The sequence below is a fragment of the Streptosporangium sp. NPDC050148 genome (assembly GCF_055586505.1).
The window spans coordinates 120,733-145,026 of record NZ_JBVJIA010000023.1 but is presented as its reverse complement, the minus strand read 5'-3'; the positions used below and the strand labels follow the sequence as shown (position 1 = coordinate 145,026).

The following is a 24,294-nucleotide window of genomic DNA, read 5'->3' as shown; positions in this document are numbered from 1 at the left end:
CACTTCCCGAACGAGCAGGCCGCGCTCAAGTGCGTCTACATGGCGATCACGAGCCTGGACCCGACCGGCAAGGGCCGCAAACGCTGGATCACCCGGTGGAAGGCCGCCCTAAACGCCTTCGCGATCACCTTCGAAGGTCGTCTGACCCCGACCTCCCGATAGAACCAATCAAAACCGAGATACACCGTTAACTAGACAGACCCGGCCGACGAGCTGTGGAACATCGGCGGCGTGGTGGGACTGGCCATCGAGGGTGCCCCGTTCTTTCTCGGTGAACCTGCGAACAACAAGTGGGACACCCCTGCCGCCCTCGGCTCCCGAACGGTACGCGTCGAGGTCTTCGTGAATGATCCCGACAGCTTCATCGAGCGCGCCGTTGCGGCCGGAGCGGACGGCAGCGTTGACGAGATTCGCGACCACGAGGCGCCATGGGGCGTTCACCGGCAGGGCGGCTTCATCGACCCGTTCGGCCATCTGTGGCTTGTCGGCGACGGATCCCCGCTAAGGAAACACGACATCCCGAACGGCTGACCGGCCACGGGTCGGTGGAGGCACGGCGAGGTGCCGTGCGGGTGCAGGCAGACGATCATGAAGCGATAGCCAGGGAACATCAGCGGCCAGGATGACGAGGGCGAGGACGGGTCGGGAAGCGCTGACCTGCGAGGGAGTGCTTCGAGTATCCGTGATTCTCCGTAAGTTTCTCTTGCTCCCTCTACTGACGGGCACGCAACGGGCACGGGAACATCTGCTCCTTCATCGCCCTGATGCTCGGTGGGCTGGGACTGAGGTACGAAGTCCCGGACCGTCGATCGCCCCCAGCCCTGTAGAAAGATCAGCCACCGCCAGGCGATCGTGAGGGTAGTAGACCAGCGGGGCCAGATCAGGAGGTCGTCTTCTCGACGTGCGATCATCGACTCATGACGTTGACCAGAAAGGCCCATGCCGCGTAGGCGCCCTTCCGAGGTACGCGCACGAGGATCGGTGTGCGGAATCCACAGAGCTTCGATCCATGCGACGGCGCTGAGCGCCGTCGCCTTGACGAGGTCGCGAAGCATCGAACGGGAGCGCTCGTCCTCCTGGCGCTCGTCTTCGGCCTTCGCCGCGGTGAGGCTCTCGGGCTGATGTGAAGCGGCTTCGACCCGGAGGCCAGGACCCTGCGTGTGGCGTACGCGGTGAAACGGATCAAGAACCGCACCCCCGGCGCGGAACGTCTCCGGGCCGGAGAGGAGTGGACCGAGCACGGGCTGATCTTCCCTTCGATGCTCGGCAATCCGTCCGACCCCGACACCTTCTCCCACCTGTTCTCGAAGCTGGCGCAGAAGGCCGGCCTCGGTCACTGGCACCCGCACGAGCTGCGGCACTCCGGGGCCTCGCCCATGCTCGCCCAGGGCACACCGCTGCACGTCGTCTCCGACGTCCTCGGGCATGCGAGCATCGCGATCACCAAGGATGTCTACGGGCATCTGATGGAGGGGGACAAGCGGGCGGCGTCTGCGGCGATCTCCGGGGCTCTGCTGGGCAGGTCCGCGCCTTTGGCTCCCAGGTTGGCTCCCACAGACGCCGAAGAGACCGGCTGAGCGACACAACGAAAAAGGCCCCTGACGGCGTAATGCCTGCTCAGGGGCCTTCTTGCATGTGTGCGGCCGGAGGTACTCGAAACCCCAACCTTCTGATCCGTAGGGAAGGGCAGATGCCTCGTCAGCAGCGTCTCGCCCTGCTCAGGTAGCGGTTGCGGGTCGGTGAAGGATGGTCTTGCAAGGCGGTGTTGCTGTATCGGCTGCTGTACGGCACTCAGCTCGGTGTGCTCCGATGCTGCTGCCACCGGGTTCATCGCTTGGGTGGGAAGGATCGGCAGCGGTCTTCTGGTCTCTTCATCGGCGGTAGGCGGATACCGAGATGCCGCAAGGTCTTCGACAAGATCCTTCAACGTGAGGTCGGCGTTCAGCGCGGTGACCACCGCCTGCGGTAGCGGACGCAGGGCGTAGGCGTGCCGCACCGCGTCGAGGTCCACCGGAATTTCGTAGTAGTCCTCGGCGAGCCGCCGGAACGCCTCCGCGGATGAATCGACGAGCAGCCCGAACAGGTGCGCGGCTCCGTCAGGATCGCTCTCACTGTCCAGATACTTGATCTCACCCGCCCGCCAGCGATCATCGCTGGCCTCGCGCCACAGGCAGGCGGTCACGACCGGCATACCGTCCTCTTCGACCGCAAGTGACCGTTACGTAATGTAATCACCCGTACCCAAAGCGCATAAGTGACTTTTAAAACCTGTCTTCTATGGGCCTTATTTGTTCCTTATGTGCAGCTTGCGCACCTAGATCCCTTACGGGTAATTTCTGATCGTTTGCTTGTTGCGCGCTCCGAACCGCCGACCCTGGTCGCGTGCCGGATCCCGTCGTGGGCTGGGGTAACGCGGGAGCATTTGCTTCCGCGCTGACTGTTCGGAGGGTGACGGCGTATGCGCCGGAAACTGTCATCGTTGCGTACGGCTCGCTGGTCGGGTCTGGTGTTCCTCGCGGTGGTTCCGGGGTTGTTGCAAACCCCAGTGTTGCCCGCTCTGGTCGTCGCTAACGTGTCGCCTGCATTGCCGGCGCCGCTGTTGATACCCCGTCAGCTGACCGGATCAGCGACTGGACTGCCAACCCTGGTTGGCAGTGAGGCGACCACTGAGACGTCGGCGGTGACGGTCGATGGACAGTGGCGATCCGACATTGAGGCTCCGCCGGGTGCGGTTCCGGTCGAGGAGCGGTTCGTGGACCAGCAAGAGAACAGCGCGCAAGCCGAGCCGCTGATGAAAAAGCTGGCCGCTCCGGTTCAGCAGCACCCACTGCTGATGGATGAGCCGTTGCTGCTGGACGCTTTTCCTCGCGACGGGATGTTGATGGATTCGCTGACTCCCACGCTACGGGCCCAAGGGCGCAGCGTCGTGGGCGGTTCGCTGCGGTATGCGTTCAAGATCTGCGACAAGGACGCGATGACCGGAACGGGTTGTACCTCTTCGGGCACGCTGGCAGCTGGGGTGCACATCTGGAAGGTGCCAGCGAGCAAGTTGGCGTGGAGTAAGCAGTATTGGTGGACCGTCACCGTCAGCGATACCTCCACCTCGCTCAGCACGCTGTCACAGGTGCGGACTTTCGTCACCGGAGTGCGTCAACCCGTGACGACCTCACAATTCTCTGCCTCTGGTGTCGGCAAGCAGGAGTTTCACCAGCAAAGTGGCAACTACACCACCAATGCCACCGACCTTTCGGTTCCCACCGCAGGGCCACCGTTATCGGTGACGCGTTCTTACAACAGCATGGACCCGCGCACTAATGGGATCTTTGGGGCGGGGTGGTCAACTCGCTGGGACATGAAGATCGCTAAGGAGGTGCGGGGTACGACTGTATCGGCGCTAGTGACCTACCCCGACGGGCAGCAGGTGCGGTTTATGAGCAGCGGGGCCGGAGTTTTTCAGCCACCGCCGGGCATGTACGCCACCTTGGCCGAGGAAATCGGCGGCACGTGGCGGCTCATGGACAAGTCGGCTACCACCTACACCTTCGACGTTCAGGGGCGGTTGACCGAAGTCACTGATTCCCGTGGCCGCGGCGTGGACTTAACGTACGGCGCGGGTGGGAAGCTGGCGACAGCGACGGCCGCAGGTGGTCGGTCATTGACGTTCACCTGGACCGGTGCTCATGTCACCTCGGTTTCCAGCGATCCGGTGAACGGTGCGCCGTTGACGTGGACCTACCACTACGACGGCGATCGGCTGACTGGGGTGTGCGCGCCAGTGGCCGTCCCCAACTGCACCCACTACAGCTACAGCACTGGCTCTCAGTATCGCAGCGGCGTGCTGGATGCTGACCCGTACGCCTACTGGCGGCTGGGTGAGAGCTCCGGAACGGTGGCCATCGACCAGGGCGCGGGCCAAGCTGATGCGACTTATCAGGCGGTCAGCTATGCCAAGCCTGGCGCACTGGCCGGCAGTACCGACACCGCAGTTGAGTTCACCACTGGCTCGGCATTGAAGCTTCCCGCTCACACGGTGCCTCACTTAGGAGATCAGATCTCGGTGGAGGTGTGGTTCAAGACCAGCCAGTCCGGGGTGCTGATGGCCGCTGGTACTCAGGAGACCTCTGGGATCCCATGGGGACCGATGTTGTATGTCGGCACTGACGGAAAGCTGCGCGGCTCACTGGCTGCGGTCACCGCACCGATCACCTCCACAGGTGTGGTCAACGACGACACCTGGCATCATGTTGTGTTGAGCGTCTCTGGCCAGAACCAGACCTTATTCTTGGACGGTGCGCAGGTCGGCACCCTCACTGCGGCAGTGAGCGCGTGGCGAAACAGCGCCACGGTGGGCAACGGCGTCGCCGACCCGGCCACTTCTCCAGCGGTGCCCACCCCGCGGGCGGCATTTCCCTTCAAGGGACTCATCGACGAGGTCGCCATCTACGACAAGCCACTGACCGCGACCGAGGTCAGTGCGCACCACGCGGCTCGCACTGAAGCGGCACACAATCTCGTTAGTGTCACTTTGCCCTCGGGGCGAGTATGGGCAACCAACACATACGATGCCGCCACCGACCGGCTCAAAACCCATGTAGACCGCAACGGCGGCACTTGGCAGATCGGCGCGCAGTCATACGACCCGCAAAACGGTGCCGCCCGCGTCACTGTCACCGACCCGCGCAATGAAGAGTTGAAATATCTCTACGATGCCTGGCGCGGATACCGCATCATCGGGGAGATCGACCAGCTGGGACACACCTCGTGGCATGAGTACAACCTCTCAGGGGCGCTGACCAAGCTAATCGACCGCAATAATATTGTTAACGACGTCTACTTCGACGAACGAAACAACCTCATCGCCCGAAAGTACTGTCGCGCCCCGGACGAATGTGCAATCGAGAGGTGGAAGTACTACCTCAACACCGCCAACGAGTTCGATCCGCGTAACGACAAGGCGACTGTCCACCGTGATGGCCGATCAGCATCTGACACCGACACTACCTATACCACTGTCACTGAATACACAACCCATGGTGAGGTAGCGAAAACAATCAGTCCGTCTACCTCGGATTTTCCCTTAGGTAGGTCAGTACTCTCCACCTACACCGATGGCACCGAGCCTGCTGTCGGTGGTGGCACCACACCGGCTGGGTTGCTGAAGTCGGTAAAGGATCCCAGAGACAACGAGATGATCTACCGCTATACCTCCTCTGGCGATTTGGGTGAACAGATCAATCCATTGGGGCTGAAGACTACATTCACCTATGATGCAGTGGGTCGGATGCTGTCGCGCACCGAGATTTCTCAAGCCCATCCGAGTGGAGTCAGTACAGCATTCACCTACGATGGTCTTGGTCGCTTGCTTACCCGCACCGAACCTGGGGTGAAAAATGAGATCACTAATGTGATTCATACTGCCAAAGCTACCCTCACCTATGACGCGGACGGCAACATACTGACCGAAACAGTGGCCGATCTAACCGGCGGTGATGCGGCGCGCACCACCACCTACACTTATGACTCCTTCGGGCGGGGCGCGACAGTCACTGACCCTGAAGAAGGGGTAACCAAATCTACATGGGACGTCACTGGTGCCCGTACTTCACTAACTGATCAGCTAGGCACCATTTATACTTATGCCTACACCAAGCGTGGAGAACCGGCTTCCACCACACTGAAGAACTGGACCGGAAGCCCGGTCAGCCCGCAGGCTGCCCATGATGTGGTGCTGGAGTCCTCCTCCTACGACCCTGGCGGTCGCCTGGCCAGCAAAGTTAACGCTATGGGGCGTAAACGCGATCACACCTATTGGATGGACAATCGGCCAGCAAAGCTGATCGGTGACAATGTACGGCTCAACGGCTCTGCCACCTCGACTGATGTGGTGCTACAAGCAAACGAGTATGACCCGGCTGGTAACCTTACGCAGCAGGTCAATGGCGGTGGTAAAACTACCACCGTCTACGTCCATGACGCTGCTAATCGGGTCACTTCCACCACGCTTGATCCTGGAGCCCTGAAGCGGAAAACCGCCTTTGAGTATGACGCGACTGGTAACATCACCAAGAAAACTTTCACGGCAGCAGGTACCACCCGTACCGAATCCACATCTTACGTTTATAACGCTCTGAACCGGCTGACCCGGCAGACGGCAGAGAACGGTGTAGTCGATTTAATTTCCACCAGCGCCTACGATGACCGCGGCCTACCGACCGCCACCACCGACCCTCGCGGAAACGCATCCGGTGCCACGCCTGCGGACTTCACCACTACGATGCGTTATGACCTCAGCGGACGATTGGTGGAGAAAAAATCCCCACAGGTAACGATTGAAAAGAATGGCATCGCCACCACTGGACGACCTACTGTCAAGTATGGCTACAACACAACTGGTGCACAGACCCACGCCGTTGATGCCGAAGGCCGCATAGCGACCTCCACCTTTGATAAGGCCGGCCGCTTGATCTCGACTGTCGCCCCGACTTATACCCCGTCGGGCGGCAGCTCGATCACCCCTACAATCACCTACAGCTATGACGCTGCCGGTCGCCAGACCACAGTCACCGACCCGCGCAACTACGTCACCTCCACCACCTATGATGCGCTAGGACGCCCTGTCAAGGTCACTGCTCCTGGTCCCTCCGGGCCGGGTGGCGTCCGGGTGACTGAATACGACCTGCTTGGTGAGCAGCTCGCGGTCATCGATCCCACTGGGGCACGCATCGAGGCCACCTACGACGATCTTGGTCGCGCGATCACCACCACACGGGTCGAGCGTATTCCTACCACTGCCGCACACACCACCACCCTGACTTACGACACTGCAAGCAACCTCATCAAGCGCGTCGAACCGGGACCCAGCGATAAAACCACCAGCTACACCGTCAACGCCGCTGGTCAGGTAACGGAAATAACCGATCCCTTGTTGCATGTCTCAAAAATTTCCTATGACCTTCTGGGCCGACAGGCTAAGGTGACAGACGCCCTGGACAATGCTACTGAGGCCGAATATGACCTTGCTGGCCGCCAAATCGGCACCAAGGACTTCACTAGCACCGGCATGGTTGTCCGCACTTCTAGTTTCGGCTATGACGCGGCCAATAATCCCATCAGCACCACCTCCGGTGAAGGCCACATCACCCAACGTACCTTCGACGCTGCCGGGCGTATGATCTCTCTTATCGAGCCCGTATCTGCGAGCACGTCGATCACCAGCACGTTCGGATACGATGCCACGGGCGCGCGAACCCGTATCACAGACGGCCGCGGCAACGCGACATGGACTAGCTACAATGCCCTTGGTCTGGTCGAGTCGATCATTGAACCAGCAACCGCCACCTACCCGGGCGTAGCTGACCGGACCTGGACCAGCGTCTATGACGCTGCAGGCAACGCAGTGGCCATCCTGCAGCCGGGCGGAGTGCGAATCGACCGCACCTTCGACCATCTCAACCGGATAACTGAGGAAACCGGCACCGGAGCATCAGTAGCCACTCTCGGTCGCACTACTACCTACGACCAAGCGGGTCGGGTGACCGCGATTGGTGATTACACCCTCGCGTACAACGACCGTAACCTGCTTACCACGGTGTCTAAGGCCACCAACCAGGTCGCCGCCTACACTTATGATTCCGAGGGAAAACTTACCCAGCGCGTTGACCCAACGGGCACCGCGAATTACACCTGGGATAATGCCAATCGGATCAAAACGGTGAGTGATCCGGTCACTGGCCGTACCTGGACTTACGGTTACGACAATGCCAATCGTCTCAAAACTAAGACTTCCTCAAACCCGGTCAACACTCAGACCTACGACTACGACGCCGTTGACCGGATCACAGCCCAAGCATTGAAGAACAGCTCTGGTGCTGAGCTGTCGAAAATCGTTTACGGATGGGATAAGGACAACAATCTCACCACTAAAACCACCACTGGCACCATTGGGGCGGGTAACAACACCTACGGTTATGACCGCGCAGGACGTCTCACCTCCTGGATCGCCCCGGACGGCGCAACCACCGCCTACGAATGGGACGCGTCCGGCAACCGGACTAAAGCCGGTAGCCAAACTTTCGCATATGACGAACGCAACCGGCTGACCTCCGGTGTCGGCATTAACTATACTTATACGCCTCGTGGCACTACCGCTACTGAAAGCGTTGGCGGTATCACTCGTAATCTAGCCTTCGACGCCTTCGATAGGCTTATTTCTGATGGCGACGCCACTTACGGCTACGATGCGCTGGGGCGGATGACCTCGCGTACTAAGGACGCCACCCAGCAGCGCTTCACCTACTCGGGCCTAAGTAATGACCTTGTCACTATCGCTGATGGAACCAATGCGACCCTGGCCAAATATGGTCGTGATCCGGTCGGCGGCCTGCTCAGCCTGCAAGAAGGGGCGGGCCCTGCACTTGGTGTGATGAGCGATCTGCACGACGATGTGGTGGGAACCTTCTCCGGGACTGCACTGATCGACTCGGTTGCCTATGATCCTTTCGGGAAAGTCACCCATCGCTCCGGTACCGCGCGCACGCTGGGCTATCAGGGTGAATACACCGATCCAGATACGGGCAAGGTTAATATGCACGCCCGTTGGTATCAGCCTGGTACTGGTGCCTTCACCTCTCGAGACACCACCACCCTCGATCCGAACCCATCGGTGCAGGCCAACCGCTACACCTACGCTAACGCTGGCCCTATGACCAATACCGATCCCAGCGGGCACAGCTCATATGAAGTCATTCAAGGCGCAGGCTCCCACGGCGGCGCAAGTGGCGGCACCAGCTGGCAGTCCTATGACATGAGCAGCTACTGGGATAGGTACCTCGACAGGCAAGCTTCCTCCTCGAGCTGGGAATTTACGCCAGTAGAAGTTGTCCCGGGGCAACCGTACTACTCGTGGCCCAACCAGCCATGCTGCCTTGTGTGGACCGGAACCAGTGACGAAGAGTTGATGTGGTGGGAGGAGCGCTGGGGCGATTACTCGCGAACATCATTTTTCACCGAGAAAGAAGCCAGAGAACTAGGCATTCTACCCAACGGTAGGCCAATGCCGTCAACACCGGGCCTCAAAGAGGGTTTTTGGAGCGCAAAAGAGGAGCTACAAAAGAAATTTCTGCTGATGTATAACGTCAAGCAGATGTATAGCGATAGCTGGAATGACAAGGCGATATCTCATTACTGGGTAGAGATGGGCGGAGGTCTGGCGTTGTCAGCCGCTGGCGGTGCGGCGGCAATGTCTTATAAGCCGTGCGACTCTGATCCGAACGGGGCAGAATGTAAAAAAATAATCGAGTCTAAGGCGTGGAAGGATCTTGCGACAACCACTTGTTATAAAACGCCTGGATGTACAAAAAAGAAGCCTCCCACCATCACGGAGGCGCGCTTTGAGGAAATAAATAAATGGATGGACAAAAAGTGTCCCGGGATGAAAACTCTAGTATGTGAAGTAACCGAGCAAATTCTGATGCACGGGGGTAGCTTCAGCTCGGCAAACGCCATCATGAATGATTACTGCCACTATCTCGTGTGTCACAGCGGAAATGCTGCAGGAGCCATTGCCTGTGATTGCTTAATTGAGAGGCCTTGGGAGGATCGCAGCTTTGGGGCTTTGGTCAAACAAGTTGTTCATGGTCTCGCCGACATAGGCTCACTTAAAGGATTTATCAAACGGTGCAACAATAGCTTTATTCCTGAAACTAAAGTCCTTATGGCTGATGGGACTCGTAAGTCAATTGAAGATGTGGAAGTTGGAGATAAAGTCCTTGCCACTGACCCTGAGACTGGCGAGACAATACCCAGATCTGTTATCGCAGTCATCATTGGAGATGGGCTAAAAAAGCTTATTCGGATTACCGTTAGCCAAAACGGTGAAAAAATTAATGAGCTTGGGACAGTAACCGCAACCAGCGAACATCCGTTCTGGGTAAATGAAGAAAATCGTTGGGTTCTTGCTCAGGATCTCAAGGCAGGGATGAACCTGCGGGATTCTGGAGGGCGTTCTTCCAAGGTTGTCTCTATATATGAATACCACCGTGAAAGCCAGCAGGTTTACAACCTGACAATTGATAAAACGCCAACCTATTACGTAACTGTAGGCAGTGGTGAACTTCTTACTCATAACACGCGTTGTGACGCAAACGGTTGGCCTATGCAAGAAGGTGGAAACTGCAAGGAGTGCGCCTTTTTGATTCAAAAAAACATAGGCGGGAAGATAGTCCATGTCACACCTCCTGGGCGTGCCCCCTTTCTGGGGCCCTCGAAGCATAATAAGGATGGCAACTGGACTCATCACTACGTGGTGGTTAAGGACGGTCGTGTCTATGATGGCACAACAGGGTCTGGAGGAATGTCCGTAAGTGACTACAAAGCGCAGTTCGAATACGCCGATGTAATCAACTGGGGATTTTAAGTAATGAATTTTTTAGAGCTTTTTGGAGAAGTGCGAAGGCGTCGCAGGCTCTTCTTGCTTGATGATCGCTATATCACCGCTGTAGCATTCATTACAGGATGCGATGCGGCTACTAATTGGTCACTTCTTAATGGGTTTAACGAGTGGGCATGCAGTCGCTTTAGGGTCATTTCTAGTTTCCATTGGTCTGTGATCGTTGCTGGCCAGCTCGCGCCCGAGATTCTTAAGGGGGAGAAGTCTATCGGTGACCTCTCGATCCAAGCAGAAGAGGCCGCCGTCGATTTATTGTTTGAGGTAGTTGAAGAGTTCATTTTTTCCAAAAAGCAAGCGGAACCCTTATCGTGAAAGACTTCAATCATAAACCCGGGCAACATTGGCAAACCGCCGACGCCGATTTACTTTGCGTCATTCGGTGGCAAGGCTCGACGAAGGAGAGTCGCGGCAGTCGATCGCCCCAGTTGGCTACGGTCAACGCCGAAGTGAGCGATCGTCCCGGCCGCCACCACGACGACATCGGCAAAGAGCTTTCTCGTCTCATAGGTTCCGTCGCCTGGTGATTGAAAGCGCGTGGGTGGCGCTGGCCGCGACCGGCCGAAGAGCCGCAGCGCGGCCAGCGACCGCCCACGCGCGGCGGGTCGTCGCAGGCGGCACGCCCTTGAAAGCGAACAGATAAGTTACGTTCGTCTTGAAGCCGAAAGGTCATCAGGTCGTCTGACCTGCGGTTTCGGTGCTGGTCCAGACGCGTTCGAAGCTGTCGAGGTAGGTCAGGGCAGCGTTGTCGGCCTCGGTGCGGGTCAGGTAGATAACGGGCGCTTCGGAGGCTCGGGTGCCGTACACGTGCAGGTTGACCAACAGGCTGTCGTCGGCGCGGTAGATCGAGTTGTAGAGCACGGTGCGATGCCGGCGGATCTCGATGCCCTCGATGTCCTGGAGGGGACGGTAGAGGGCGAGGGCGTTGTGGATGCGTGCGGCCATGACGTCGCTGCCGGTGCCTTCCTCTACGCCTCGGGCGGCGACCTGCGGGCTGTCGGAGTCACCCAGCAGGATGCGGACCCGTACCCCTGCCCGTGCTCGCTCGGTGAGGATGCGAAGAAGGCCCGCGTCCTCGGCGAGGAACAAGCCGCTGTAGACGAGGATGCCGATCTCCTTTTCCGCGGCCTGGAAGAACGACCGCCAGACTTCGGCGGGTACGGCCCAGCGGTGGGGATAGACGGCCTTGATCTCGCCGGTGATGTGGCGTCGGCCGTAGGAGACGTCAGGCCACAGGTCGTTCTCGTGGGTTCCGAGGAGATCGGCGACCGCGAAGCGGTGGCGAGGGTGTGGGATGCGCCCGCTGATCCAGCGGGCGACGGTTTTGGGGTCGACCGCCAGGCGGGCGGCGATGTCGATGGGCTGCAGTCGCGCCCGGATCAAGGCGTGCCGGAGGTTTTCGTTCATCGGGGACGCACCTTCCGCAGCAGGAGGGCCGGTGCTTGCGACGCTAACATAAGACGTCCCTAGACGTCCCTAACTTGCGGTGCCCGAGTCCCTACCGGACAGCGAAGCTCGTCGGCATGGAGCCCCGCCCACCCGGGGCTCCGCCCTCACCGTCCGATGGGAGTCCTTCATCCATGAGCACCGTGAAAGAGAACCAGTACGCCTATCAGGTCGAGTTGCTCACCGCACTCCGCAACGAGTTGATCAACCGGGAGATCATCGCGGTCCTGATCACCGACAGCAAGGATCGACCGTGTCTGGACGTCACCGACAGCACATTCCGCCCTCGCCGTGTCTACGTCCATCTGCCGTTCCTGTGGTTCTACTGGGGCGATCAGCACGACGAGCGGGTCTCGTGCCTGAAGCTGTTCCCCGCCGCCGATCGGATCGCTGAGGCGGCCCAGGCCGGCTGGCGCGACGGCGAGCAGGGAGAGCTCGGCCTGGATCTGGGTCAGATCGTCAACGCTTATCGTTCTTGAGCTCGGCGACGATGTCCCACAGCGAAAACAGATGGCTGACCGGCGGGCGGGTCTACCACCTGCTCGCCGATTGGCTCCGCGATCAGATCACCACGGGCGCATACCCGCCGGGCAGCGTCCTGCCCTCAGAGATGGCCCTCGTCGGTCAGTTCCGCATCGCCCGATCCACGGCCCGCCGCGGACTGGCGGTCCTGGAGGACGAAGGCTTGATCGTCACCCTGCCCGGCAAAGGACGTGTCGTGAGAGGGGACGCCCCAGATCTGCAGGCGACCTACCGCTATCAGGTGATCGCCCGCGCCTTGCGTGAACAGATCCGAGCAGGCGCGTTTCCCGTCGGCGCCACACTGCCCAGCGAGCATGCGCTGCGCCGTCGGCATCGGGCCTCGCGCAACACCGTCCGTCATGCCCTGGCCGAGCTGGAGCGCGAAGGGCTGATCGTCGCCGAACACGGTAAGGGCCGGTTCGTCCGATCGGCCCAACTCTGAGACGTCTTGAGACGTCTCGCTCTCGCTCTGGTCGTCCTCCGGGGGTCGGCATTTATCGTGAACCGCATGGAACACGCCGAATGGGCTTGTGAGCTGGCCGAACATCTTCTCCGGGAGCCGTTGCCACGCCGCTGGGCGCACACGCAAGGGGTGGCCGCGCGTGCCGTCTCGCTGACGCCGATCCTCGGGGAGCACGCTGATCTGCTGATCACCGCGGCCTGGCTGCATGACATCGGTTACGCACCCGATCTCGTCGACACCGGCTTTCATCCGCTCGACGGTGCCCGCTACCTACGAGACGTTCAGCGGGCCGACGACACGTTGTGCGGCCTGGTGGCCTACCACTCGGGTGCGGTCAACGAGGCTCGGGAGCGCGGTCTGATCGACCTGTTGACCGCCGAGTTCCGTGAGGGACAGCCCGAGCTGGCCGAAGCGCTCATCTACTGTGACATCACCACCGGCCCGAACGGCGAGCGGTTCACCGTGCATGAGCGCCTGGCGGAGATCCGTGCCCGTTACGGTCCCGGCGACCTGGTGACCCGTGTCATCGGCATCAACGAGCCGTTGCTTCTGGCCGCGGTCGCCTCCGTTGAAGCGGCGCTAGCCGATGTGCGGTAGGTCGGCGCCCTTCAGATAGTGCTCGATCCGCATCCGCATCGCCCGGTCCATCGGGAGGGACAGGACGTCCTCGCGCGGAACCCATCGCACTTCGCGTGACTCGCTGCTCGTCGTCGGCGATCCCCCGACGGCACGTGCTGTGAGCACGATGGAGAACTCCTGCCGGGCCTCGCCGTTGGACGTGTAGAGGATCACGTGCCGGGGGTCGGTGTAGATCCCGACCATTCCGGTGATCTCGCACGTGATCCCGGTCTCCTCCGCCGTCTCGCGTACCGCGGCCTGCGGGACCGACTCGCCCAGATCGATCGCACCCCCGGGGAGTGCCCAGTTGTCGTTGTCGGTGCGGTGGATCATCAAGATGTCGCCGGCGTCGTTGGTGACCACCGCGTTCACGGACGGAACCATGCTGTTGGGCGTGGGGGCACCGGGGTCGTCGTGGTAGTCGATCCGCCGAGACATGATCACCACTCTACCGGGCGGGCTTCGTTCCATATCTTGTCGAAACTGTCCAGGTACGTGGTCACCATGTCCCCGCCGGCCACCCGTCGCAGGTGCAGCACGGGGGCGTTGGAGGCCACCTCGCCGTACACGTGCGTGTTCACGAGAACCTGGTCGTCCGCCCGGAAGATCGAGTTGTAGAGCGTCGTGCCGTGCATCCGGAACTCGGCCACCTCGCGCAACGGCGCGTACAGGGAGAGCACGCTTCGGATCTTCGCTGAGATCGCGTCCTTGCCGATGCCCTCATCGGCGCTACGACGGATCACTTCCTTGGATTCCGGGTCGCCGAGCAGGACGCGAAGCCGGGCCCCGGACCTGCCCCTCTCGGCGAGAAGCCGGATCAGCCCGGCGTCCTCGGCAAGGAACATCCCGACGTACACCAGGATGTCGATCTTTTCTGTCGCGCCGCGGAACAGGCCCTCCCACGCGCCCCGGGGCATCGTCCACCGATGCGGGTACACATTGATGATCTCGCTCTCGGACGCCGCCACGACCTGCTCTTGACTGAGGGCCTGCGGCCACAGGTAGGTCTCGTCCGTACCCAGCAGCGACGCCACGGCGAATCGGTGTTTCCGGTACGGCTCGCGTCCCTTGGTGATCCACCGCTCGACGGTCTTGGGGTCAACCGCGATGGCCTCGGCCAGTACGGCGACGCTCATACCCTTCGCCAACAGCGCCGCGCGCAGCCGCTCGTTCGCCATCTCACCTGCCCGTCAGGGACGTCCGGGGACCTGGACATCGTAGACCGGACGTCCCGAACATGTCCCGTCCTGTAGTGATCTCGTCCCACCCTTCGGGCGGATTCTCGGTGTCACACCGCACGACACCGACTCGACGAAGGGAGACGCGACCATGATCGACCTGATGGCCTCGCTGGAGGAGGGACCGGTCTGCGCCTGCGGCGCGGCCGTGGAGGAGGGGCAGACGCTCTGCCGGAAGTGCCACGCCTCGGCGCGCTGGCTGCGGCGGCAGGCCAAGCGACGTAAGGCGAACAGGCGGCGCGGCGAGGGCCGGCGCCCGGCCGGCTACCCGCGCGGCACCGTGGAGGCGGGGGTGATCTGGACGTGAGCGCGATCCCTCTCATCGTCGCCCTGGTGCTCACGGCCGTCGTGGTCGTCGGTTACACGCTCGTTCTGGTCGGGATGCGCCAGGAGGACCGGTGCATGAGCCTGCGTACGGCCGCGCCGACCCGTTCGGCGGTCCTGGCGCGGCGGGTGACCGGCTGCCACGTCCGCGGATGACCGTGAATCCGCAGGTGACCGTACAGGACGCCTACGGGCGGTTGTTCAGCGCCGACTCGACCCGGGCGAGCCGTTCCGACAGGTCATGCAGGGTGGCGCGGATCTCGGTCAGCTCATCCGACGGGGCCGGCGCCGGCGCGGCGCCCTCCCGGACGAAGACGCCCTTGCCCTGCTGGCCGATCACCAGGCCCTCGTTGCGCAGGACGCCGACGGCGAGTTTCACCACGCTCAACGAGGCTTCGTAGCGCTCGGCGAGCTGGGTGGTGGACGGCAGCGGGGCTCCGGGGGCCAGGGCGCCGGCGCGGATCTGCTCGCGCAGATCGTCGGCGATCTGCAGGTAGCCGGGCCGCCCGGTGTTCTTGACCATCCATCCCTCTTCCGCCGTCTGCTTGCTCCTAGTTCAGCACAGACGCGCAACCAAGCCAACCATGAGAACGTTGACAACCGAGTCAACTAGGTTAACTATGTTGGCTACGTCGAATAGGAGGTCACACACCATGCGCAACATCCCCATCCCCGTCGACACCGCCAAACTGCAGTTCGTCTGCGTCGCCGCACCCCGCCCCCGCCTGGTCAACAAGGACACCGGCGAGATCAAGACCGACAAGAGCGGCAACCCCGTCTACGAAGTCGCCATGTCGGCCATCGACGCGACCGGCCGCATCGAGCTGATCCGCGTCAACACCTCCGGCGAACCGCCCGTCACCCTCGGCATGCCCGTCCACCCCGTCGACCTGGTCGGCTTCGTCTGGGAGCAGACCCGCAACGGCGAAGTCCGCTGGGGCATCAGCTACCGCGCCGCCTCGATCCTCCCCATGGAGGTGAGCACTCTTGCGCGATGACCTGCTGCTCACGCTCCTCGACGCCAGCGTTGTCCTGGCCGTCGTGGTGGCCGGACTGTGGGCCTGGCGGCGCTGGCACTACCGCTCCTTCTGGCTGGTGGCCGGCTACCCGATAACGGCCATCGGCGTTCGGGCCACCTGGCGCAAGGTCGCCCTAGGCTGCGGTCTGACCAAGAAGCGCCAGCGCTGGTGGTTCACCCTCGCCCCCGGCGCGGTCGCCTCCACCGGCCTGGTCAAGGTCCGCCGCCGCTTCCAGCGCATCGCCGTCGACACCAAACCATGGATGTGGCTGCCCCTGCCCACCCGGCACGGCTGGCGCGTCACCCTCCACCTGCTGGAAGGCCAGATCCCCGAGGACTACACCAAGGCCGCCGAACGACTCGCCCACTCCTGGCGGGTCCATGCCGTTCGCGTCTCCTCACCCCGCCCTGGACGGGTCGTCCTGGCCACGACCATGCGCGACCCTCTCGTCCGAGTCGCCGACCTGCCACCCTCCTCCGGACTGCTCAAGGTCACCGTGGGACGGCTGGAGACCGGCAAGCCCTGGGAGATCGACTTTCGCACCGTGCCGCACTGGCTCAACGCAGGAGCGACCCAGTCCGGGAAATCCAACCTCGCCAATGCCCTGATCGTCGGCCTGGCCCCGCAGCCGGTGGCGCTGGTCGGCTTCGACCTCAAAGGCGGCGTGGAGTTCACCCCCTACGCCGCGCGCCTGTCGGCGCTGGCCACCTCCCGCGCCGAGTCGGTCGGCCTGCTCGATGACCTGGTGGGACTGATGATCGACCGGATGGGCCTGTGCCGTGCGGCAGGCGCCCGCAACATCTGGCAACTCCCACCCGGCGTACGGCCGATCCCCATCGTGGTCCTGGTCGACGAGCTCGCCGAGCTGTACCTGATGGCCGACAAGAGCGAGAAAGACGAGATCGCCAAGACCTCAACCGCGCTGCTCCGCGTGGCCCAGCTCGGGCGGGCCTTCGGAATCTACCTGTTCTGCTGCGGCCAGCGCATCGGCTCCGACCTCGGACCCGGCGTCACCGCCCTGCGCGCTCAGTGCTCGGGCCGCATCTGCCACCGGGTCAACGACCCGGAGACAGCGACCATGACCCTCGGCGACCTCGACCCCGCCGCGCTGGTCTCCGCCCGCGCGATCCCCGCCGAGACCCCCGGTGTGGCCATCGTCGCCTCACAGGACGGCCAGTGGTACCGCGCCCGCTCCTTCTACGTCTCCGAGCAGGCCGCCGAACACGCCGCCCGTATGTACGCCGATCTCACCCCGGCCTGGGTCGACATCACCTCCGGCATCCACGACGCGGCCACGAGCGAGCTCGACCTGACCGAACTTCTCGACGCCTGAAGCGACCGACCCGATCAGAAAGGGGGACACGATGCGACACCTCGCCCGCTACCTGCTCGACTCCGGGCCGGTCCTCATCCTGGCCGCCATTGCGGGTGCCGGATCGTTCACCCATATCCACGACACCGCCACCCAGCACGGCCAAGACGGCTGGATGGCCTGGGCCGTGGCCGTCTGCGTCGACCTCACCTGCGTCATGGCTGCCCGTGAACGCCAGCGCGACGCCAAGACCGGACGCCGACGCTCTAGGCCGATCTCCTGGCCGACGCTCGTGCTGGCCGGTGGCGTCCTGCTGTCCCTGGCGGCCAACCTGCACCAGGCCGAAGCATCGGTGTGGGGCTGGCTGGTCGCCGCCACACCCGCCGGGGCGTTCCTCATCGCGGTCTCGATGCTGGAACGCCGCACCGCCGTCTCCCACTCCGCCCCCTCGTCCGCAATGACGGTTACCGCCTCCACCACACCGGTCCCCGCGCCGCCGATCCCCGAACTCACCCCCGCCGATGCTGCCCCCGACGACTCAACCGGACCGTCCCCGGCGTTGGTCACCTTCGCCCGCCGCGTGGCCACCGAACACCACGCCCAGCACGGCCGGCCCATCACCGCCGACACGCTTCGCGCCCGTCTGGGCGTCTCCGACCAACTCGCCACCGACTTGCTCCGCAGCCTCCACACCGTCACCGAACCCGCGCAGAGACAAGGAGAACCACGATGACCGACTCCGAGCGCCGACCCGCCGTGATCAACGACCTGCGCGACCTGGCCGCCTTCCTGGAAGCCGCCGATGCCACCTGACACCCGCCCGGAAGCGACCACCCAGCCCGTCCGCGAGCGGGAACCGTTCTCGCCAGCCACGCCGCACCGCTGGCGCTGCCTGTGTGGCGGCGGTGGCCTCGACTCCTACGGCGACACCTGCTCCTACTGCGACGGTCTCGGTTTCTGCTGAGAGTCGTCGGCGCCCCCGGCCTGGCCGTACATCCGCCAAGACGCCTGCCAGGTCGGGGGCCATCCCCTTCGCACCCCAACGAGTGAAAGGAGGTCTTCATCTTGCCCGCATCCATGGCCATCCCGCACGCGATCAGGGGCATGATCACCCGACTGCACGACCCGGACTACACCCGCTGGGCCGCCCAGGTCCGTGCAACGAACGGCTGCCGTCAGCCGATCCACCTGCGTGGCCGCGTCGACCACATCGACCGGTCCACTGGCGAACTGCTCCACCGCTACAGCACCCGCACCGAACCCGACGGCATCCTTCGCGTCCCCTGCAAGACCCGCCGCGCCTCCCGCTGCCCGGCCTGCGCCGAGACCTACCGTGCCGACACCTACCAGCTCATCCGCGCGGGCCTGGCCGGCGGCAAGGGCGTCCCCGAAACCGTCACCGCACATCCCTGCCTGTTCGTCACCCTCACCGCCCCTTCCTTCGGCACCGTTCACACCCGCCGGGAGAAGAACGGCAAAGCGCTGCCCTGTCATGCTCGCCGTGACGCACCCACCTGCCTGCACGGTCGGATCATGTCCTGCACCGCCCGGCACCGCGCCGATGAGACCTGCCTCGGCGAACCGCTATGCCCGGACTGCTACGACTACGAGGGCTCGGTGCTATTCAACGCTCTGGCCCCGCAATTGTGGCGGTACTTCACCGACGCCCTGCGCCGCCGCGTCGCCAAAACCGCCGGTCTGACCCTGCGGGAACTGCGCGAGCAGGCCACCGTCTCCTTCGCCAAGGTCGCCGAGTACCAGCGACGCGGCGTCGTCCACTTCCACGCCGTCATTCGCCTCGACGGCCCCGGCGGACCCACCTCCCCGCCCCCGGCCTGGGCCACCACCGACACCCTGACCGACGCCGTACGACATGCCGCCACCGCTGTCTCGGTCACTGCTCCGGCCCTCCTCGACGCACCCGCCCGCGTGCTGCACTGGGGCGAGCAGATCGACACCCGCCCGATCACCCTGGGCGGCGACCTCACCGACCAGGCCGTAGCGGGCTACATCGCCAAGTACGCCACCAAGGCCGCCGAGTGCGTCGGCACCCTGGACCGGCGCATCAACCCCCTCGACGACCTGGCCGCCTTCAACCTCCGCGAACACCCCCGCCGCCTCATTGCCGAGTGCCAGCGCCTCGGCGCCCTCGACGAACTGGCCGACCTCCGGCTGACCCAATGGGCCCACATGCTCGGATTCCGCGGCCACTTCTCCACCCGCTCCCGCCACTACTCCACCACCCTCGGCGACATCCGAGCCGACCGCACCGCCTACGCCCGCGACAAGGAGATCACCACCGGCCGGCTGCCCCTCTTCGACGAGGACACCGTCTTCGTCATCGCCGAATGGGAGTACGCCGGAAAGGGCCACTCACTCGGTGACGCCCTCCTCGCCGCCGCCCTGACCGGCACCGCCTTACCCGCCTCGATGACGAGCGGCGGGGGTGATGGCCGATGAGAAGCGACGACATGCTCACGGTTCCCGAGGTGATGGCCAAGCTCAAGGTCAGCCGGTGGACCCTCTACAAGCTCATCCGCTCCGGAGAACTCGACTCCGTCATGGTCGGCGAGCGGTGCCGCCGCATTCCGGAGTCCGCATTCAACGACTACGTAACCCGGCTCTGCGAGGAGGCCGCCTGATGGGCAAGCGCTCGAACGGTGAGGGCTCGGTCTTCCCGTACAAGGATGGTTGGGCCGGCTACGTCTGGGTCGTCACCCCAGAAGGCAAGAAGACCCGGAAATGGGCCTACGGCAAGACCCGGGAGGAGACTCACGAGAAGTGGCTCAAGCTCCACGAGATGGCGAGCAAGGGGCCGGTGCCGACCAAGCACCCCACGCTCGCCGCCTACCTGACGCGCTGGCTCGCCGAGGTGGTCGAGCCCAACCTTGAGCCGACAACCTACGTGGCCTACGAGCCGCTGGTGCGGCTCTACATCGTCCCCGGCCTGGGCAAGAAGCGGCTCGACAAGCTCACGGTCCGCGAGGTGCAGACGTGGCTGAACGCGCTGGTCACCCTCTGCACCTGCTGTGACCAGAAGAAGGATCACCGGCGGGCGGAGGCCAAGCGGCGATGCTGCGCCATCGGAAAGTGCTGCAAGGGGTATCCGTCCCGGAGCACGATCGCGGGGATTCGCCGTGTTCTACGTTCCGCGCTCGGCAACGCCATCCGGGAAGAGCTGATCTCCAAGAACGTCGCGGCGTTGACCACCCTGCCCAACCCGAGCAAGACCAAGAAGAAGCGTCAGCACGTGGCATGGGATGTCGATGAGGCCCGGAGGTTTCTTGAACACCTGCGGGCGGAGGATGACCCGCTCTACGCGGCCTACGTGCTGATCCTCGTTCTGGGCCTACGGCGGGGCGAGGTGCTCGGGCTTGCCTGGGACTGCGTCGACCTCGGTGGAGAACAAGTGTGGATCTCTCGACAGCTCAACCGCGTCAGGGGAAAACTCCTCCATCGCGAGACGACCAAGACCGACGACTCCACCGCATCGCTTCCGCTGCTCGGCCTGTGCATCACCGCACTCAGACACCGCCAGCGAGCTCAGGAGGAAGCCCGCAAGGCGGCCGGAGCGAAGTGGAAGGACTCCGATCTCGTCTTCACCACGAGGAACGGCACACCGATCGAGCCACGCAACTTCAACCGATCTTTCGAGATTCAATGCCGCAAGGCGGGTGTCCCACGCATCCGCGTCCACGACACCCGGCACACCTGCGCATCGCTCCTGGCCGCCCTCGACGTTCATCCCCGGGTGGCGATGCGCATCCTGCGCCACTCGCAGATCTCGATGACCATGGACGTTTACACACAAGTCCCCAACCCCGAAACCCGTAAGGCGCTTGATCGACTTAACCAAAGTCTCGACTTCTCAAACGAGACATAATCGATTTTGCATTACCCCAAAGGCCCTTAGGGATCACCCCAAAGGGCCTTTTAGCGTGCACGACGTCTTCTCATGTCTGAACAGACAGGCAGACCTGGCCACTGCAATCATTTCGCAATTCATAGTTCGTGATTTAAAAGAAATAAAGCTTCCAATTGGTCGCCCGGTCGCTGTCACGTCGAACGAATCGGAGAGCGTATAGTGCACCCGAAAAATTGCGAAAGTGCCGAAGGACACTCTTGCAAATGTGCGTGTGGCGGGGTACAGCATGGCTGGTCCCACAGCCTCGACCTAGCCCGCGATTCATCCCCTGTTCGCCGTCAAGAGGCGAGAGAGCGGTGCGACTCCAGATGGGTGCAAGCTCTACCTCCCAAGGGGCGGCCAAAGCCCTCCAAGGCGAGACAGGCTGCCACGGACACCGCAAAAGTGGATCTTGCTGACTGGTTGTCCGAAAATCCAAAAACCATCGAACACATCCAGGAAGTCGGCGACATCCTCGTCAAGTCCGTAATTACGGAGTTGGACAAGGGATTCGGTGGCAGCAACCCACGAGAGGCCAGAAAACGAATCAATGATCACCTCTGGTGTGATCTTCTCGTGGCCATGGCCGATGCCATAAAGAGGTTCGAAAAAGCCATGGACCGAATACCGGAGTACGTGACGACGATCATCATGCAGTCTCGCGAAGCTGAGGGTCGTAAGCCCTTCCTGGAGGCACTGGTGCGCCTCGTCGTGCGAGCTGCTTGGGAGCCCATTGAGGAGATGATCAAAACTACCGGAACCTCGGAGATTCAATGGGCATGCCGGATCCTCGCCGTACTGATCTGCCCGGCACCCGAGAAACACAAGGCCGTCCAGGACGGCGCCCTGCTTCCCTTGGCGAAAGAGGGTCTGCTGGCGACCAGCAAGGAGCGGCTTGAGCGAGTCTTCCCTGCGGACTGGGTTCGCCGTCTACAGGAGGGCTTCGGCGGCGTCTGAGCAGAGCGGCCGGCGGCTCGGAAGGCACGAGCCGCGGAGGAGACCGTCTGTGTGCGGCTGCGTTGCTGTACAACGCTGCTGTACGGGTACGGAAAGGCCCTCCGGGATGATCCCGGAGGGCCTTTGACCTGCTGTGCGGCCGGAGGTACTCGAAACCCCAACCTTCTGATCCGTAGGTCCCCAAACGATCTCCAAAGGCGTTCGCACTAGTTCGCCACGCAGGTCGCGAACAAGCCACCTGTTCAAATCAGTCCAGCTCGGTCCGGGATCGTACGGCCCGTTGGCTCCCAAGTTGGCTCCCAAGTTGGCTCCCGGGGTTGGAGCGTCGACGGTTTTACAGCGGGTCACCGATTAGCAACCTGAGGGGCCCGTGACCTGATCTGTTGCCCTGGGAACCCGCCACTATCTCAGTAACCATCCCGTAGATATCCAGGATCATGATTACACTCACCTCTACCCTGGGCCAACGGATTGAAAGATCAACTTTAGACCGTTCCGCAAAGGTCAATGCAGGTCAGAGGCAATCCGTGGTCTACCCTGAACGATCATGTACTGAACTACAACTCGGTATCGGCAACTCGTTAGCTCAATTACCCACGTCCACCGAGCGAAGCCGCGTCGCCTCTACTCGCAGGAGGACAGCAGCGTCTGCCTGATCTCCTTCGTCTAGGAGAAACGCATGTAGTTCAAGTGCGCCTGCTAGATCACCGCGATATCGATCTGGGACCCACTTGTACACCTCCCGGCGCAGGGTGACGGCTTCTTGGCTGGTCTCCAGCGCCTCACCCCGCCGCCCCGCCTCCGCCAGACGGACGGCGTGGTTGTTGACCGATGTGGCGAGGTTAGGCAGGTAGGCATCACGGTTGAGGCCGGCCAGTTCCCGGTAGAGGGTGACGGCTTCTTGGCTGGTCTCCAGCGCCTCACCCCGCCGCCCCGCCTGCGCCAGGTGACTGGCGTGATTGTTAACCGACATGGCGAGGTCAGGCAGGTAGGCATCGCGGTTGAGGCCTACCAGTTCCCGGCGCAGGCTGACGGCTTCTTGGCTGGTCTCCAGCGCCTCACCCCGCCGCCCCGCCTCCGCCAGACGGATGGCGTGATTGCTGACCGATGCGGCAAGGTCAGGCAGGTAGGCATCACGGTTGAGGCCTACCAGTTCCCGGTAGAGGGTGACGGCTTCTTGGCTGGTCTCCAGCGCCTCACCCCGCCGCCCCGCCTCCGCCAGACGGATGGCGTGATTGCTGACCGATGCGGCAAGGTCAGGCAGGTAGGCATCACGGTTGAGGCCTACCAGTTCCCGGTAGAGGGTGACGGCTTCTTGGCTGGTCTCCAGCGCCTCACCCCGCCGCCCCGCCTCCGCCAGACGGATGGCGTGATTGCTGACCGATGCGGCAAGGTCAGGCAGGTAGGCATCGCGGTTGAGGCCGGCCAGTTCCCGGCGCAGGGTGACGGCTTCTTGGCTGGTCTCCAGCGCCTCACCCCGCCGCCCCGCCTCCGCCAGGTCGGTGGCGTGGTTGCTGACCGATGCAGCGAGGTTGGGCAGGTAGGCGTCGCGGTTGAGGCCGGCCAGTTCCCGGCGCAGGGTGACGGCTTCTTGGCTGGTCTCCAGCGCCTCACCCCGCCGCCCCGCCTCCGCCAGACGGATGGCGTGATTGCTGACCGACCTGGCGAGGTCAGGCAGGTAGGCATCACGGTTGAGGCCTACCAGTTCCCGGTAGAGGGTGACGGCTTCCTCGCTGGTCTCCAGCGCCTCACCCCGCCGCCCCGCCTCCGCCAGGTGACTGGCGTGATTGCTGACCGATGTGGCGAGGTTAGGCAAATAGGCGTCGCGGTTGAGGCCTACCAACTCCCGGCGCAGGGTGACGGCTTCTTGGCTGATCTCCAGCGCCTCACCCCGCCGCCCCGCCTCCGCCAGGTGACTGGCGTGGTTGCTGACCGACCTGGCGAGGTCAGGCAGGTAGGCGTCGCGGTTGAGGCCGGCCAGTTCCCGGTAGAGGGTGACGGCTTCTTGGCTGGTCTCCAGCGCCTCACCCCGCCGCCCCGCCTCCGC

Annotated in this window: 23 protein-coding genes and 1 pseudogene; 19 read left to right on the top strand and 5 right to left on the bottom strand. The window is 62.8% G+C overall.

From position 1 onward, the window contains the following. The 6 genes and pseudogenes from ACZ6RT_RS25475 to ACZ6RT_RS25450 form a co-directional block, all read left to right on the top strand. Positions 1-162, top strand: a pseudogene (locus tag ACZ6RT_RS25475) (IS256 family transposase); the annotation flags it as partial. Positions 163-231: 69 nt separating this feature from the next. Beyond that, positions 232-531 carry a VOC family protein gene (locus tag ACZ6RT_RS25470; protein ID WP_470156587.1) on the top strand — a complete coding sequence of 100 codons (300 nt, stop codon included), beginning with the start codon at positions 232-234 and terminating at the stop codon, positions 529-531. 629 nt (positions 532-1,160) lie between these two features. Beyond that, entirely contained in the window at positions 1,161-1,577 is a 417-nt protein-coding gene (locus tag ACZ6RT_RS25465; protein WP_470156585.1) for a tyrosine-type recombinase/integrase, read from the top strand. A gap of 881 nt (positions 1,578-2,458) precedes the next feature. Continuing rightward, positions 2,459-10,414 (top strand): LamG-like jellyroll fold domain-containing protein, encoded by a 7,956-nt coding sequence (locus ACZ6RT_RS25460; RefSeq protein ID WP_470156583.1) that lies wholly within the window; start codon positions 2,459-2,461, stop codon positions 10,412-10,414. Between the two features lie 3 nt (positions 10,415-10,417). Then, a complete protein-coding gene (locus ACZ6RT_RS25455) occupies positions 10,418-10,759 on the top strand; it encodes a hypothetical protein (protein WP_470156581.1) in 342 nt (113 codons plus the stop codon). After that, complete coding sequence (locus ACZ6RT_RS25450) at positions 10,756-10,971, top strand: hypothetical protein (protein ID WP_470156579.1); 216 nt, start codon at positions 10,756-10,758, stop codon at positions 10,969-10,971. The genes ACZ6RT_RS25455 and ACZ6RT_RS25450 overlap by 4 nt, the downstream gene beginning before the upstream one ends. A gap of 145 nt (positions 10,972-11,116) precedes the next feature. On the opposite strand, the gene ACZ6RT_RS25445 is transcribed toward ACZ6RT_RS25450, so the two are convergent. Then, complete coding sequence (locus ACZ6RT_RS25445; protein ID WP_470156577.1) at positions 11,117-11,851, bottom strand: XRE family transcriptional regulator; 735 nt, start codon at positions 11,849-11,851, stop codon at positions 11,117-11,119. A 173-nt stretch (positions 11,852-12,024) separates the two neighbouring features. Here ACZ6RT_RS25445 and ACZ6RT_RS25440 point away from each other — a divergent pair, with 173 nt between their 5' ends. The 3 genes from ACZ6RT_RS25440 (at position 12,025) to ACZ6RT_RS25430 (ending at position 13,472) form a co-directional block, all read left to right on the top strand. After that, a complete protein-coding gene (locus ACZ6RT_RS25440) occupies positions 12,025-12,369 on the top strand; it encodes a hypothetical protein (RefSeq protein WP_362850375.1) in 345 nt (114 codons plus the stop codon). Positions 12,370-12,380: 11 nt separating this feature from the next. Next, positions 12,381-12,854 carry a GntR family transcriptional regulator gene (locus tag ACZ6RT_RS25435; protein WP_470156575.1) on the top strand — a complete coding sequence of 158 codons (474 nt, stop codon included), beginning with the start codon at positions 12,381-12,383 and terminating at the stop codon, positions 12,852-12,854. Between the two features lie 66 nt (positions 12,855-12,920). Further along, positions 12,921-13,472 carry an HD domain-containing protein gene (locus tag ACZ6RT_RS25430; RefSeq protein ID WP_470156573.1) on the top strand — a complete coding sequence of 184 codons (552 nt, stop codon included), beginning with the start codon at positions 12,921-12,923 and terminating at the stop codon, positions 13,470-13,472. Here ACZ6RT_RS25430 and ACZ6RT_RS25425 read toward each other — a convergent pair. Both ACZ6RT_RS25425 and ACZ6RT_RS25420 read right to left on the bottom strand, forming a co-directional pair. Beyond that, the gene (locus tag ACZ6RT_RS25425) at positions 13,455-13,931 is read right to left on the bottom strand and encodes an NUDIX hydrolase (protein ID WP_470156571.1); all 477 of its coding nucleotides are present in this window, start codon (positions 13,929-13,931) and stop codon (positions 13,455-13,457) included. The two genes, ACZ6RT_RS25430 and ACZ6RT_RS25425, sit on opposite strands and share 18 nt — an antisense overlap. Positions 13,932-13,933: 2 nt before the next feature. Beyond that, positions 13,934-14,671, bottom strand: coding sequence for an XRE family transcriptional regulator (locus ACZ6RT_RS25420; RefSeq protein WP_470156569.1), 738 nt, complete (start codon positions 14,669-14,671; stop codon positions 13,934-13,936). A gap of 151 nt (positions 14,672-14,822) precedes the next feature. Here ACZ6RT_RS25420 and ACZ6RT_RS25415 point away from each other — a divergent pair, with 151 nt between their 5' ends. Both ACZ6RT_RS25415 and ACZ6RT_RS25410 read left to right on the top strand, forming a co-directional pair. Continuing rightward, the gene (locus ACZ6RT_RS25415; protein ID WP_470156568.1) at positions 14,823-15,038 is read left to right on the top strand and encodes a hypothetical protein; all 216 of its coding nucleotides are present in this window, start codon (positions 14,823-14,825) and stop codon (positions 15,036-15,038) included. After that, positions 15,035-15,211: a hypothetical protein gene (locus ACZ6RT_RS25410; protein ID WP_470156567.1), complete on the top strand. Its 177-nt coding sequence runs from the start codon at positions 15,035-15,037 to the stop codon at positions 15,209-15,211. Before ACZ6RT_RS25415 ends, ACZ6RT_RS25410 begins: the two co-directional genes overlap by 4 nt. A 31-nt stretch (positions 15,212-15,242) precedes the next feature. Here ACZ6RT_RS25410 and ACZ6RT_RS25405 read toward each other — a convergent pair whose 3' ends face one another. Continuing rightward, positions 15,243-15,578: a winged helix-turn-helix domain-containing protein gene (locus tag ACZ6RT_RS25405; RefSeq protein ID WP_470156565.1), complete on the bottom strand. Its 336-nt coding sequence runs from the start codon at positions 15,576-15,578 to the stop codon at positions 15,243-15,245. 130 nt (positions 15,579-15,708) lie between these two features. Between ACZ6RT_RS25405 and ACZ6RT_RS25400 the strand changes: the two genes are divergently transcribed. The 8 genes from ACZ6RT_RS25400 (at position 15,709) to ACZ6RT_RS25365 (ending at position 22,247) form a co-directional block, all read left to right on the top strand. Next, on the top strand, positions 15,709-16,053 hold the full coding sequence (locus ACZ6RT_RS25400; protein ID WP_362806054.1) for an SCO3933 family regulatory protein: 345 nt from the start codon (positions 15,709-15,711) through the stop codon (positions 16,051-16,053). Continuing rightward, a complete protein-coding gene (locus ACZ6RT_RS25395; RefSeq protein WP_470156562.1) occupies positions 16,043-17,407 on the top strand; it encodes an FtsK/SpoIIIE domain-containing protein in 1,365 nt (454 codons plus the stop codon). Before ACZ6RT_RS25400 ends, ACZ6RT_RS25395 begins: the two co-directional genes overlap by 11 nt. Positions 17,408-17,438: 31 nt before the next feature. Continuing rightward, positions 17,439-18,119 carry a DUF2637 domain-containing protein gene (locus ACZ6RT_RS25390; protein WP_470156560.1) on the top strand — a complete coding sequence of 227 codons (681 nt, stop codon included), beginning with the start codon at positions 17,439-17,441 and terminating at the stop codon, positions 18,117-18,119. A 69-nt stretch (positions 18,120-18,188) separates the two neighbouring features. After that, a complete protein-coding gene (locus tag ACZ6RT_RS25385) occupies positions 18,189-18,350 on the top strand; it encodes a hypothetical protein (RefSeq protein ID WP_470156558.1) in 162 nt (53 codons plus the stop codon). 113 nt (positions 18,351-18,463) lie between these two features. Continuing rightward, positions 18,464-19,846, top strand: coding sequence for a replication initiator (locus ACZ6RT_RS25380; protein ID WP_470156589.1), 1,383 nt, complete (start codon positions 18,464-18,466; stop codon positions 19,844-19,846). Then, positions 19,843-20,028, top strand: a complete 186-nt coding sequence (locus ACZ6RT_RS25375; protein ID WP_470156557.1) for a helix-turn-helix domain-containing protein — start codon at positions 19,843-19,845, stop codon at positions 20,026-20,028. The genes ACZ6RT_RS25380 and ACZ6RT_RS25375 overlap by 4 nt, the downstream gene beginning before the upstream one ends. Beyond that, a complete protein-coding gene (locus tag ACZ6RT_RS25370; protein ID WP_470156556.1) occupies positions 20,028-21,269 on the top strand; it encodes a site-specific integrase in 1,242 nt (413 codons plus the stop codon). The genes ACZ6RT_RS25375 and ACZ6RT_RS25370 overlap by 1 nt, the downstream gene beginning before the upstream one ends. 426 nt (positions 21,270-21,695) lie before the next feature. Beyond that, positions 21,696-22,247, top strand: a complete 552-nt coding sequence (locus tag ACZ6RT_RS25365) for a hypothetical protein (protein WP_470156554.1) — start codon at positions 21,696-21,698, stop codon at positions 22,245-22,247. Between the two features lie 586 nt (positions 22,248-22,833). Here ACZ6RT_RS25365 and ACZ6RT_RS25360 read toward each other — a convergent pair. Continuing rightward, the coding region (locus ACZ6RT_RS25360; protein WP_470156552.1) for a hypothetical protein at positions 22,834-24,294 on the bottom strand (1,461 nt) is incomplete at its 5' end.

Bases quoted from the DNA above. Each gene is read 5' to 3' on its own strand.
- ACZ6RT_RS25460 (WP_470156583.1), top strand. From the start codon at position 2,459: ATGCGCCGGAAACTGTCATCGTTGCGTACGGCTCGCTGGTCGGGTCTG.
- ACZ6RT_RS25455 (WP_470156581.1), top strand. From the start codon at position 10,418: ATGAATTTTTTAGAGCTTTTTGGAGAAGTGCGAAGGCGTCGCAGGCTC.
- ACZ6RT_RS25445 (WP_470156577.1), bottom strand. From the start codon at position 11,851: ATGAACGAAAACCTCCGGCACGCCTTGATCCGGGCGCGACTGCAGCCC.
- ACZ6RT_RS25440 (WP_362850375.1), top strand. From the start codon at position 12,025: ATGAGCACCGTGAAAGAGAACCAGTACGCCTATCAGGTCGAGTTGCTC.
- ACZ6RT_RS25435 (WP_470156575.1), top strand. From the start codon at position 12,381: ATGTCCCACAGCGAAAACAGATGGCTGACCGGCGGGCGGGTCTACCAC.
- ACZ6RT_RS25430 (WP_470156573.1), top strand. From the start codon at position 12,921: ATGGAACACGCCGAATGGGCTTGTGAGCTGGCCGAACATCTTCTCCGG.
- ACZ6RT_RS25425 (WP_470156571.1), bottom strand. From the start codon at position 13,931: ATGTCTCGGCGGATCGACTACCACGACGACCCCGGTGCCCCCACGCCC.
- ACZ6RT_RS25420 (WP_470156569.1), bottom strand. From the start codon at position 14,671: ATGGCGAACGAGCGGCTGCGCGCGGCGCTGTTGGCGAAGGGTATGAGC.
- ACZ6RT_RS25415 (WP_470156568.1), top strand. From the start codon at position 14,823: ATGATCGACCTGATGGCCTCGCTGGAGGAGGGACCGGTCTGCGCCTGC.
- ACZ6RT_RS25405 (WP_470156565.1), bottom strand. From the start codon at position 15,578: ATGGTCAAGAACACCGGGCGGCCCGGCTACCTGCAGATCGCCGACGAT.
- ACZ6RT_RS25400 (WP_362806054.1), top strand. From the start codon at position 15,709: ATGCGCAACATCCCCATCCCCGTCGACACCGCCAAACTGCAGTTCGTC.
- ACZ6RT_RS25390 (WP_470156560.1), top strand. From the start codon at position 17,439: ATGCGACACCTCGCCCGCTACCTGCTCGACTCCGGGCCGGTCCTCATC.
- ACZ6RT_RS25385 (WP_470156558.1), top strand. From the start codon at position 18,189: ATGCCACCTGACACCCGCCCGGAAGCGACCACCCAGCCCGTCCGCGAG.
- ACZ6RT_RS25380 (WP_470156589.1), top strand. From the start codon at position 18,464: ATGGCCATCCCGCACGCGATCAGGGGCATGATCACCCGACTGCACGAC.
- ACZ6RT_RS25375 (WP_470156557.1), top strand. From the start codon at position 19,843: ATGAGAAGCGACGACATGCTCACGGTTCCCGAGGTGATGGCCAAGCTC.
- ACZ6RT_RS25370 (WP_470156556.1), top strand. From the start codon at position 20,028: ATGGGCAAGCGCTCGAACGGTGAGGGCTCGGTCTTCCCGTACAAGGAT.